Genomic DNA, 12,224 nt, shown 5'->3' with positions numbered 1-12,224 from the left:
AGATTTAATAAAACTTAAAAGCATTTAAAATTTTTAAAAAAACAATGCTGGCATGAAAATACTGCGCACAACAAAAGTCTTCTCTTTATTGTAAGAACAATAACGCCCACGACAAGAAGCAATTAAAATTTTATTTAATTTCTATCCTTTAAAAAAGCGTGATAAACACTGCCTACGCCCCCCATGAAAAGGCTGAAAACTATTATCATTTTTATTATAAGAGCGATAACGCGCACGGCAAGATTCAATATGTTGTTTAAGCATCCATGGCTCTTTTTTTTCTAATTTTTCCGAAGAAGACGTTAAAAACACTTTTTTAGCATCTGGTACAACTTTTAATGATGCGCCTTTTGTGCTTAAGTGCGGCGATGTAACAAATGCCACTTCAGGATACCACCAATTATCACTGTATTTACGATAACCACGCCGATAATGACGATAACCTTTGAAACCATTAAGTTCTCTACGCCCCGTAAAAATCAGAGGCACCGAACTATCTAGGACAGAAGTCTGAGTAACCAGTTTGGCTTTAGCGTCACTTCTATTTTGCCCCCAATTAACAAGAGTGGTTGTTATAATGAAAAAACTACTAGCAAATACAAAAGCTAAAGCATAATATAATTTTTTTTTCATACTCATAACAAAAAACTCAACATAATAAACAACAGTAATTACAGAAAGCCTTTCTCTTGCTAGACAGAAACAGATTCTTTTCTTAAGATTCTTTTTTCTTGAGACATTCTGTTACTCTTTGTACTAAACGTTGATCTTGGCAATAAGATCCTTCAAAAAAGAATGAATAAATGATGATAAAAACCCCCTACTATCTTATAGACAAATCGAAACTCATCAAAAACATGCAAACAATTTCTCGTTTACGGGAAATGTCCGGAGCTAAAATTTTACTTGCTTTAAAATGTTTTGCCACATGGAGTGTTTTTGATTTAATGTCTGAGTTCATGGATGGAACCACATCATCATCCCTTTATGAACTACGTTTAGGAAGAGAAAAATTTGGCAAAGAAACCCATGCTTATTCAGTGGCTTGGGCAGATGATGAAATTGATGAAGCCTGTGGTTATGCAGATAAAATCATCTTTAATTCCATCCAACAGCTTCAACGCTTTTCTGATGCAACAAAAACCATTCAAAGAGGTTTAAGGTTAAATCCAGGAATCAGCACATCAAATTTTGATCTTGCCAACCCCTCTCGCCCTTTTAGCCGCTTAGGAGAAACAAACCAAAGCGCTATCAAAGAAGTTCTGCCTCTTATCAACGGATTGATGATCCATAACAATTGTGAAAATGCTGACTTTAATCTTTTTAACCAAATGCTTGGATATATGGAAGAAAAATTTGCAGAACTTTTTTCTGCTGTTGACTGGATAAGCCTTGGCGGCGGAATCCATTTTACGGCTGAAAATTATCCTCTAGAAGCTTTCGCAAAACGCTTAAAACAATTTTCTAAAACTCATGGTGTTACTCTTTTTCTAGAACCAGGAGAAGCTGCTATTACCAAAAGCACCACATTAGAAGTCAGTGTTCTTGACACATTGTATAATGAAAAGAATCTAGCCATCGTTGATAGCTCAATTGAAGCACATATGCTTGATCTTCTCATTTATCGTGAAAATGCCAAATTAGAACCTAATCTAGGACCACACGAAATTATGATTTGTGGAAAATCTTGTCTTGCCGGCGATATTTTTGGAACATTTCAATTTCAAAAACCTCTTAAAATAGGCGATAGGCTGTCTTTTCAGGATGCAGCAGGTTATACAATGGTCAAGAAAAACTGGTTTAATGGCGTTACAATGCCTGCTATTGTTCTCAAAGAGTGCGATGATACATTAACACTTCAACGCCAATTCAGCTATAACGACTATCAGGAAAGCCTTTCATAAAGATAAACCATAAAAAACGTCATACAACAGTATTAAAAAGGGAGATGAACCTACAATGAAAAAAAATGTTCTCATTATTGGTGCTGGAGGTGTTGCACAAGTTGTTGCACACAAATGTGCTCAAAACAACGATATTCTTGGTGAAATTCATATTGCTTCACGAACACTCAAAAAATGTGAAGCCATCATTGCTTCTATTAAAGAAAAAAACACAATGAAAGAGCAAGGTGTTCTCAAAAGCCATTCGCTCAATGCCATGAATGTAGAAGAAACTATAAAGCTCATCCAAAAGACCAAATGTGAAATTGTCATTAATGTTGGTTCTGCTTTTCTTAATATGTCTGTTCTTTCAGCTTGTATTGAAACCAAATGCGCTTATATCGATACAGCGATTCATGAAGACCCATTGAAAATTTGTGAAACACCTCCTTGGTATGGCAATTATGAATGGCCTCGGCGTCCAGAATGTGAAAAAGCTGGTATAACCGCTATTTTAGGAGCAGGTTTTGACCCAGGTGTAGTAAATGCTTATGCAGCATTAGCGCGCGATGATTATTTTGATAAAATCACAGATATTGATATTATTGATATTAATGCTGGAAATCATGGACGTTGGTTTGCTACAAATTTTGATCCAGAAATTAACTTCCGTGAATTTACAGGACAAGTATGGTCATGGCAAAATAAAAAATGGACTTCCAATAAAATGTTTGAAGTCAGCCATGAATGGGATCTTCCCGTTGTGGGAAAACAAAAAGCCTATATGACAGGACATGATGAAATTCATTCACTTTCCAAAAATCTTGATGTAGAGAATGTCCGTTTCTGGATGGGATTTGGTGATCGTTATATCACTGTTTTTACGGTTCTGAAAAATCTTGGTCTCTTATCTGAACAGCCCATTAGGACAGCAGAAGGACAAGAAGTCGTGCCCTTGAAAGTCGTAAAGGCCGTCTTACCCGACCCTTCCTCTCTTGCCCCAGACTACACAGGAAAAACCTGTATTGGAGATCTTATTAAAGGCGAAAAAGATGGAAACCCGAGAGAAATTTTTATCTATAATATAGCCGATCACAAACAAGCTTTTCATGAAACTGGGGCACAAGGCATTTCCTATACGGCTGGCGTACCAGCAGCCGCAACAGCTCTTCTTATTGCCACAGGTGAATGGGATGTTAAAACTATGGTCAATGTGGAAGAATTACCACCCCACCCTTTCCTTAAATATCTTGATCATATGGGGCTTCCCACTTTTATAAGAGAACAACAAGAGGATAAAAAATTACAATTTTAATACCTATAGAAAGCATATGCTTGATTTTTTAAGTTATCACAAAACTGCCCAATGAAAACAAACTTAATATTCTCGTGTAATTATGGTTTTCAAAAAAATTTTAGCTATTCGTTATATTTTGGCAACATTGCGATTTCTTAACAACCCTAAAGAAGAGACATAGCATCTTTTTAAGACATAGCGATCAATGATCAAGAAAAACAGAGAAGAAAAAACTAATTTAATCACACTGTATAACTTGTCATTATCATCAAAAGATAGTGTCATAAACAAAAGATATAAAAATACCGCTCTTTTAAAGAAGAGCGGTATTTTGTAGAATATTTAATCCCTCCCCTCTTCATCTTAAATGACAAAGATCCTTAACCCACACCAATCATTAAACAATTCAATTTCTTTGGGTGAATTCCTCTTGGCTTCTCTCTTCATATGATTCACCATCATATACAACATGTTGATTTATAACGCTGAATACTGTAAAATTCTCTTAATCACAAACTCTCAAATAATAAAGAGTTTTAGCAATATTGAGAACTGAAAAAGTGTATTATAATACCAGCGTGTACTTTTACTAAACATAAAGATTATAGTGCACAATAGGTCTTATAACAGTTTGAATGAATTTCATATATTTCAAGAGGAACTTTACAGCTATACCATTCATGAACACCATCGCGAAGTAGATTTAAGCATTTTGAGAGATGTTTTCTTAACACAAAGCACGCAGATAGGTTCAGAATCTTATCTTAAATATTTTATAACAGTATAAAAACTACCCCATATATAAAACTTTACATAGACTAAACACCACCGCTCTAAACGATATTGCACAACAGAATAATCAATCAAAAATGCACAACAGATATCTAAAACAGTAATTATCGAAAAGCATACAACAAATGGGACATTTCAATACAATTGGTTATATTCTTTTTTTAAGTTTTAAAATGTTGTTGCATGCTTCACAAATATTTTCTGCCCTCCGTACCTTTTAAAATTTACTTTTTAAAAGCTTTTTAAATATGAAGTGGTTTAGCAAATGTTGCCAAAGCTGCCTCACGCACGGCTTCTGATAAGGTAGGATGTGCATGGCAACAACGTCCCAGATCTTCTGATGAACCACCAAATTCCATTAAAACTGCAATTTCATGGATCATTTCACCAGCACCAAATCCAAGAATATGCCCCCCTAATACCCGATCTGTTTTTTTATCAGAAAGGATTTTAACGAACCCATCACTCTTTTGCATTGCACGTGCACGACCATTGGCCATAAAAGGAAATTTGCCAACATTATATTCAATACCAGCAGTTTTTAGCTCTTCTTCTGTCCTTCCTACACTCGCAATTTCCGGCTGTGTATAAACAACACTAGGAATAACATCAAAATTAACATGCCCTTTTTGACCTGCCAAAATTTCTGCCACAGCAACGCCTTCTTCCTCTGCTTTATGTGCTAGCATTGGCCCTTTTACAACATCACCAATCGCATAAATTCCTGGAACATTCGTCTGCCAATGAGCATCAATTGAAATAAATCCGCGTTCATCTAACTGAACACCAACCTCTTGTAAGCCAAGCCCCTCTGTATAAGGAGAACGTCCAGTAGCAATAAGCACAACATCAGCCTCTAAAGTTTCAGATTCACCACCTTTGACAGATTCAAAGCTCACCTGAGCAGTTGAGCCAGATTGTGTAACAGCTGTTACCTTTGCACCAGTTTTATATTCAATCCCCTGTTTTTCCATTAATTTCTGAAATTGCCGTGAAACTTCACCATCCATTGAGCCCAAAACTTTATTAAGATACTCAATAATGGTCACCTTAGCACCTAAACGGCTCCAAACTGATCCAAGTTCTGAACCAATGACACCAGCACCTACTACAATCATATGCGTTGGTACTTTTTCAAGTGAAAGAGCTCCCGTAGAAGAAACAATAGTCTTTTCATCAATTTCAACATTCACTCCTGGAATGCCTGAACTCTCTGAACCGGTAGCAATAATAATATTTTTTGTCTCAATTGTTTGTTTATTACCATCTCTGGCAACAACTTCTACATGACCCGCACTCAAAATTTTGGCTGTCCCCAAAAAAGTATCAACTTTATTTTTTTTCATCAAAAAAGAAACACCACTCGTATTGGCTGTCACCACAGCTTTCTTATGAACCATCATTTGTTCAAGATTAAGCTTAGATTTACCAATAGAAATACCAAGCGTTTCAAAACCATGCTGGGTTTCAGAAAACACTTCTGAAGCATGCAACAACGCTTTAGAAGGAATACAACCAACGTTGAGACATGTTCCTCCTAATGTTGTACGCTTTTCAATAATTGCTACTTTAAGTCCCAGCTGCGCCGCTTTTATTGCTGCTACATAACCACCTGGACCCGCTCCGATCACAGCCACATCATAAGACATCCGTTTCTCCTTTCATCCTGAAAACTGTATTTTACAAATCAAGAACAAGGCGTTCCGGATCTTCTAAGCTTTCCTTAACACGCACAAGGAAAGTCACAGCTTCTTGCCCATCCACAATACGGTGATCATAAGAAAGCGCTAAATACATCATGGGGCGGATCACAACTTGACCCTCAACAACCATTGCTCGCTCTTTAATCGCATGCATTCCCAAAATACCAGATTGTGGTGCATTCAAAATCGGTGTTGACATCAACGATCCATACACACCACCATTGGTAATGGTAAAAGTTCCGCCCTGCATATCAGAAACGGCTAATTTTCCATCACGCGCAAGACGCCCCAAACGACCAATCTCTTTTTCAATCTCTGCCAATGACATTTGATCTGCATCTCGCACCACTGGAACAACAAGCCCTTTATCCGTTCCAACAGCAATTCCAACATTGACATAGTTTTTGTAAACAATATCTGTCCCATCAATCTCTGCATTAACAGCAGGAAGTTCTTTTAATGCATGACAAACAGCCTTGGTAAAAAAACCCATAAAACCAAGTTTAACACCATGTTTCTTTTCAAAAATATCCTTATAACGCTTGCGCAAATCCATCACCGCTGACATATCAACCTCATTAAATGTGGTTAACATTGCTGCTACATTTTGTGCATCTTTAAGACGGCGAGCAATTGTTTGACGCAATTTCGTCATACGAACCCGCTCTTCACGTGTTTCTTGGACAGGAGTTGCCGAAGAACTCGTCGCAGAAGAAGAGGGTGTAGGAGCATTTGTACTTTGTTTTAATCCACCAAGAACATCTTCTTTAAGAATTTGTCCACGTTTTCCAGAACCTGAAATATCGCTTTTTGCAACATTATTTTCAGCCATCAATTTTGCTGCTGAAGGAGAAGGAGGCATTGCACTGCTCAAAGCAGGCTTCTCCGATTCAGATGAAGCCGCTGGAACAAGTGTAGCAGAAGGTGAAAGTGATTGGGAGATACCAGCTTCTCCAGCTTTCACCACTCCTAAAAGAGCATTTACTTCAACCGTATCGCCTTCTTTTGCAATGATTTCAGATAATTTCCCAGCAACAGGAGAAGGAACTTCAACGGTTACCTTATCAGTTTCTAATTCAACCAAAGGCTCATCCATAGCGACAGCTTCGCCAAGTTTTTTAAACCATTTGCCAACCGTTGCTTCGGTAACCGATTCGCCCAAAGTAGGAACACGAATTTCAGTAGTCATAATATTTTTCCATACATCAGAGTAGTAATAAATTAAGAACCTAACGCGTCTTTAAGAAACGCAGCCAGTTGTTCAAGGTGTTTCACCATTAACCCAGAGGCCGGTGACGCACTCGCAGGACGTCCTGCATAACGAGCACGTGAATATTGCGCATTAATATGCGTCAAAACCCATTCCAAATAAGGCTCAATAAATGACCAAGCCCCCATGTTTTTTGGTTCCTCTTGGCACCAAAAAACTTCCGCCTGCAAAAAGCGCGATAATACATTCACCAAAACTTTTGCAGGAAAAGGATAAAGCTGTTCAACACGAAGGAGGTAAACATCATCAATACCCCTTTTTTCACGTTCTTCATAAAGGTCGTAATAAACCTTACCAGTACAAAGAACGACACGGCGAATCTTATTATCTTTTTGCAACTTAATGACAGAATCTTTGAGACATTCTGCATCATCAAGCAACACACGACAGAAACTTGTTTCTGGCCCCATTTCATTTAGAAAAGAAACAGCTCGCTTATGACGTAAAAGTGATTTCGGTGTCATCAAAATCAATGGCTTCCGGAAATCACGCTTAATTTGTCGACGCAAAATATGAAAATAATTTGCAGGGGTTGTACAATTAGCAACCTGCATATTATCTTCCGCACAAAGTTGAAGAAACCGTTCTAAACGTGCAGAAGAATGCTCCGGCCCTTGCCCTTCAAAACCATGAGGCAATAAACACACAAGACCAGACATACGAAGCCACTTACGCTCTGCGGATGAAATAAATTGATCAAAAATGACCTGTGCACCATTAGAAAAATCACCAAATTGTGCTTCCCAAAGTGTTAATCCTCGTGGTTCAGCAAGAGAATATCCATATTCAAAACCAAGAACAGCTTCTTCAGAAAGCATAGAATTAACAACGTCATAAAGCGCTTGCCCCTTTTGTAAATGGTTCAAAGGAATATAACGCGCCTCATTTTCTTGGTCATAAAGAACTGAATGACGTTGTGAAAAAGTTCCCCGTTCAACATCTTCACCGGAAAGACGAACCGGTGCTCCTTCCAAACAAAGTGAACCAAAAGCTAAAGCTTCAGCAGTTGCCCAGTCAACACCCTCACCGGTTTCAAAAATTTTAGCACGATTATTTAAAAAACGTTGAATGGTTTTGTGAACGTGAAAATCTGCCGGAATTTCAACAATTTTCTGACCAATTTCCTTTAAAGTTTTTAATTCAACACCAGTTGTTCTAGAATGCTGCTCATCAGAACTACTAAAAGCTTTGAGTCCCGTCCAGCTTCCATCAAGCCAATCAGCCTTATTAGGTTTATAAGAAGCACTTGCTTCAAGTTCACCTTCAAGCTTATCGCGCCATAATTTTTTTTGTTGCTCAATCTCTTCTGAAGTAACCATTCCTTCTGCTACCAATTGGTCACTATAAAGTTGAAGTGTTGTTTTATGATTACGTATTGCTTTATACATAAGCGGCTGCGTAAAGGAAGGTTCATCACCTTCATTATGCCCATAACGGCGATAACAAAACATATCAATAACCACTGGTTTATGGAAAATTTGGCGAAACTCTGTTGCTATTTTGGCAACAAAAATAACTGCCTCAGGATCATCACCATTCACATGAAAAATTGGTGCGTCAATCATTTTTGCGACATCTGATGGATAAGGCGAAGAACGTGAAAAACGTGGAGATGTTGTAAAACCAATCTGGTTATTGATAATAACATGAAGTGAGCCTGCAACACGATAACCTTTAAGACCTGAAAGACCAAAAGTTTCTTGGATAACGCCTTGTCCTGCAAAAGCAGCATCACCATGAATAAGCAATGGCATCACTTTTGAACGCTCACTTAATGGGAGTAAATCAGTATGCGCAGGTCCCATAAGTTGATCTTGTTTAGCACGTGCTTTTCCCATAACAACCGGATCAACAATCTCAAGATGAGATGGATTGGCCAACAGCGATAAATGAACTTTTTTACCATCAAAGTCCAGATCAGCGGTAGTTCCCAAATGATATTTGACATCACCGGATCCCTCCACATCATCAGGCTTGTAAGATCCCCCTTTGAATTCATGAAAAATAGCCCTATGCGGTTTGGCAAGAACTTGTGAAAGAACATTTAAACGACCACGATGGGCCATCCCTAAAATAACTTCCCTAACCCCCAAAGCACTACCACATTTGATAATCTGTTCAAGAGCGGGAATCAGCGCCTCACCACCATCGAGTCCAAAACGCTTTGTACCTTTATATTTAGTGTCTAAAAACTGTTCGAATCCCTCTGCCTGAATAAGCTTATTCAGAATAGCTTTCTTGTCTTGTTGTGTGAAAGAATTTTTTTTATCTCGCCCTTCAATGCGTTCTTGAAGCCATACTTTCTGAACCGGATCAGAAACATGCATATATTCCACACCGATTGTTGAACAATAGGTACGATTGAGAATCTCAAGCATTTGGGGAATAGTTGCATATTCCAACCCTAAAACATTATCAATAAAAATGGGACGCTCGTAATCAGCTGGAGTAAAACCATAAGCTTCTGGAGAAAGTTCCTTATAATCTTCTTGTTTTTCGGCTAATTGAAGAGGGTCAAGTTGCGCATGAAGATGTCCCCGTTCTCGAAACGCACGGATCATCATAATTGCATGAACGGAATCACGTGTTGCACGAATAATATCTTGTTCACTGGAAGTTTTTCCCTTTTGTGCAGCACCTGTTATTGCTTTTTCCTTTAATTTATTGCCAAAATATTTTTCAAGAGAAGACCAATCACCATCAAGAGCAGAAATCAATTCACCCTCTGCTTTTAATGGCCAATGATCACGCTGCCATGTTGCTCCTTCAGCATTTTTAAGAACATCTTCTTTATTATCATGAAGTCCTTCAAAAAAAGCACGCCACTGTGAATCAACACTGGTAGGATCTTTTTCATATTGAGCATAAAGTTGATCTATATAATCCGCATTCCCACCATAAAGAAATGATGTCTGTGCAAAAAGGCTATTTATTTCGTCCTGCCTTGCCATATACTTCTCCGGAACATTTATTCCGTCTCCTTATATCTCTTTTTGACCTTTAAATGCTTACAAACAAGCAGTGATTCGAACATTCAAAAAAGTTTTACCTTTTTATACTCAAGCTTTTTCACCTGAATCTAAGAACCTTTTCTTATTCAGGTGAAACTTTCTTTTAGCCTTTCAAAACTGACATCAAAGTCTTACCTATCTGTGATGGCGAAGAAGACACACAAATCCCTGCTGATTCCATTGCCGCAATTTTATCTTCTGCTCCACCTTTACCACCAGAAATAACAGCACCAGCATGTCCCATTGTACGTCCTGGAGGAGCCGTACGGCCAGCAATAAAGCCAACAACTGGCTTTTTACGACCTTTTCTTGCTTCATCTTGCAAAAACTGTGCTGCTTCTTCTTCAGCAGAACCACCAATCTCACCAATCATAACAATAGACTGAGTTTCATCATCCGCTAAAAACATTTCCAACACATCAATAAATTCAGTACCCTTAACAGGATCACCACCAATCCCTATAGCAGTTGTTTGTCCGAGACCTTCCTGACTCGTCTGAAAAACGGCTTCATAAGTTAAAGTTCCCGACCTCGAGACAACCCCAACAGAACCTTTTCTAAAAATAGAACCAGGCATAATACCAATTTTACATTCATTTGGTGTAAGAATACCGGGACAATTAGGACCAATAAGACGAGACTTTGAGTTTTCTAATCGCGCCTTCACTTTAACCATATCCATAACGGGAATACCTTCCGTAATACAGATAATTAAACGAATTTCAGCTTCTATAGCCTCTATAATAGCTGCCGCAGCCCCTGCAGGAGGAACATAAATAACGGAAGCATCCGCGCCTGTTTTTTCTTTTGCTTCTGCAACATTAGCAAAGATAGGAAGAGTTTCGCCTTTTGAACCTTCCCATGTTTCTCCACCCTTTTTAGGATTAACGCCACCAACCATTTGCGTACCATGATAAGCAAGTGCCTGTTCTGTATGAAATGTTCCTGTTTTTCCTGTAAGCCCTTGAACTAGAACTTTTGTCTCTTTATTCACAAGAATTGACATAGCTTAAGCTCCCTTCACGGCTGCAACAATTTTTTGGGCAGCATCATCTAAATCATCAGCAGGAATAACATTCAAACCACTCTCATTGATAATTGCTTTACCTTGCTCAACATTAGTACCTTCAAGACGAACAACCAAGGGAACCTTTAAACCAACCTCACGAACAGCAGCAACCACACCTTCAGCAATGACATCACAACGCATAATACCACCAAAAATGTTAACTAAAATGCCCTTAACATTTGGATCGGCCGTAATAATTTTAAAAGCAGCTGTCACCTTTTCTTTTGATGCTCCACCACCAACATCCAAAAAATTCGCTGGCTCTGCTCCATAAAGCTTAATGATATCCATTGTCGCCATAGCAAGCCCAGCACCATTAACCATGCAACCAATCGTACCCTCAAGAGCAACATAAGCAAGATCATGCTTTGATGCTTCTATTTCCTTTGGATCTTCTTCTGAAAGATCGCGCAATTCTAAAATATCTGGATGACGAAACAGAGCATTATTATCAAAAGAAACTTTCGCATCAAGAACACGCAAGTGACCATCTTTCATCACAATAAGCGGATTGATTTCTAAAAGGCTCATATCTTTTTCACAAAATGCCTTATAGAGAATCGAAAAAAGCTTTTCACCATCTTCTCGCGCACTACTTTGTAGTTTCAACGCATCACAAAGTCTTGCACAATCAGCTGAAGTAACACCCTCTACAGCATCAATGGGAAGCGTGAATATTTTTTCTGGTGTCTCTTCAGCAACCGTTTCAATATCCATTCCACCTTCTGTTGAAACAACAAAAGCAATTCGACCAACGCTACGATCAACCAAAAGTGAAAGATAAAGCTCCCGTTCAATATCGGCACCATCTTCAATATAAAGGCGGTTGACCTGCTTACCCTCTGGACCAGTTTGTTTGGTTACCAAAGTTTTTCCAAACATTTCTTGAACATTTGCAACAACTTCTTCAACAGATTGTGCAAGCCGAACACCACCCTTTGCATCAGGACCAAGTTCTTTAAACTTACCCTTACCACGACCACCAGCGTGTATCTGACTTTTAACCACATAGAGAGGTCCAGGCAATTTTTCCGCCCATTTTTCAGCTTGCTCTACAGAATAAACAGCGACACCATTTGCAATTGGTGCTCCATATTCATGAAGCAGACGTTTGGCCTGATACTCATGGATATTCATGCATTTGTCCTTTTCTTTTATGGATCTTATTAATCCTAAAGTTTTAACATTCTAAATACTTA

At 38.4% G+C, this 12,224-nt stretch carries 8 protein-coding genes; 2 read left to right on the top strand and 6 right to left on the bottom strand.

The window, feature by feature from the left end; all coding sequences use genetic code 11:
• Window positions 1-141 precede the first annotated feature (141 nt).
• Entirely contained in the window at window positions 142-639 is a 498-nt protein-coding gene (locus ACFINU_RS00850; RefSeq protein ID WP_375617429.1) for a BA14K family protein, read from the bottom strand.
• 167 nt (window positions 640-806) lie between these two features.
• Between ACFINU_RS00850 and ACFINU_RS00845 the strand changes: the two genes are divergently transcribed.
• Both ACFINU_RS00845 and ACFINU_RS00840 read left to right on the top strand, forming a co-directional pair.
• Window positions 807-1,904, top strand: a complete 1,098-nt coding sequence (locus ACFINU_RS00845) for a carboxynorspermidine decarboxylase (protein ID WP_375617565.1) — start codon at window positions 807-809, stop codon at window positions 1,902-1,904.
• A gap of 55 nt (window positions 1,905-1,959) precedes the next feature.
• On the top strand, window positions 1,960-3,198 hold the full coding sequence (locus ACFINU_RS00840; protein WP_375617430.1) for a saccharopine dehydrogenase NADP-binding domain-containing protein: 1,239 nt from the start codon (window positions 1,960-1,962) through the stop codon (window positions 3,196-3,198).
• Window positions 3,199-4,214: 1,016 nt separating this feature from the next.
• Here the strand turns inward: ACFINU_RS00840 and lpdA are convergent.
• From lpdA to sucC, 5 genes are all read right to left on the bottom strand, one after another.
• Complete coding sequence (gene lpdA / locus ACFINU_RS00835; RefSeq protein WP_375617431.1) at window positions 4,215-5,621, bottom strand: dihydrolipoyl dehydrogenase; 1,407 nt, start codon at window positions 5,619-5,621, stop codon at window positions 4,215-4,217.
• A 31-nt stretch (window positions 5,622-5,652) separates the two neighbouring features.
• Window positions 5,653-6,864, bottom strand: a complete 1,212-nt coding sequence (gene odhB, locus ACFINU_RS00830) for a 2-oxoglutarate dehydrogenase complex dihydrolipoyllysine-residue succinyltransferase (RefSeq protein ID WP_375617432.1) — start codon at window positions 6,862-6,864, stop codon at window positions 5,653-5,655.
• A gap of 32 nt (window positions 6,865-6,896) precedes the next feature.
• Window positions 6,897-9,896: a 2-oxoglutarate dehydrogenase E1 component gene (locus ACFINU_RS00825; protein WP_375617433.1), complete on the bottom strand. Its 3,000-nt coding sequence runs from the start codon at window positions 9,894-9,896 to the stop codon at window positions 6,897-6,899.
• 163 nt (window positions 9,897-10,059) lie between these two features.
• Window positions 10,060-10,962 (bottom strand): succinate--CoA ligase subunit alpha, encoded by a 903-nt coding sequence (gene sucD, locus ACFINU_RS00820; RefSeq protein ID WP_375617434.1) that lies wholly within the window; start codon window positions 10,960-10,962, stop codon window positions 10,060-10,062.
• Between the two features lie 3 nt (window positions 10,963-10,965).
• Window positions 10,966-12,162 carry an ADP-forming succinate--CoA ligase subunit beta gene (gene sucC, locus ACFINU_RS00815; protein WP_375617435.1) on the bottom strand — a complete coding sequence of 399 codons (1,197 nt, stop codon included), beginning with the start codon at window positions 12,160-12,162 and terminating at the stop codon, window positions 10,966-10,968.
• Window positions 12,163-12,224: the final 62 nt, after the last annotated feature.

It is taken from the genome of Bartonella sp. AC130YNZD, assembly GCF_042196865.1.
Taxonomy (GTDB): Bacteria; Pseudomonadota; Alphaproteobacteria; order Rhizobiales; family Rhizobiaceae; genus Bartonella.
This window is presented reverse-complemented; position numbering and strand designations above follow the sequence as displayed.

What these genes read in the sequence shown, in the direction of transcription:
- ACFINU_RS00850 (WP_375617429.1), bottom strand. Translation starts at nt 639, where the DNA reads ATGAGTATGAAAAAAAAATTATATTATGCTTTAGCTTTTGTATTTGCT.
- ACFINU_RS00845 (WP_375617565.1), top strand. Translation starts at nt 807, where the DNA reads ATGATAAAAACCCCCTACTATCTTATAGACAAATCGAAACTCATCAAA.
- ACFINU_RS00840 (WP_375617430.1), top strand. Translation starts at nt 1,960, where the DNA reads ATGAAAAAAAATGTTCTCATTATTGGTGCTGGAGGTGTTGCACAAGTT.
- lpdA (WP_375617431.1), bottom strand. Translation starts at nt 5,621, where the DNA reads ATGTCTTATGATGTGGCTGTGATCGGAGCGGGTCCAGGTGGTTATGTA.
- odhB (WP_375617432.1), bottom strand. Translation starts at nt 6,864, where the DNA reads ATGACTACTGAAATTCGTGTTCCTACTTTGGGCGAATCGGTTACCGAA.
- ACFINU_RS00825 (WP_375617433.1), bottom strand. Translation starts at nt 9,896, where the DNA reads ATGGCAAGGCAGGACGAAATAAATAGCCTTTTTGCACAGACATCATTT.
- sucD (WP_375617434.1), bottom strand. Translation starts at nt 10,962, where the DNA reads ATGTCAATTCTTGTGAATAAAGAGACAAAAGTTCTAGTTCAAGGGCTT.
- sucC (WP_375617435.1), bottom strand. Translation starts at nt 12,162, where the DNA reads ATGAATATCCATGAGTATCAGGCCAAACGTCTGCTTCATGAATATGGA.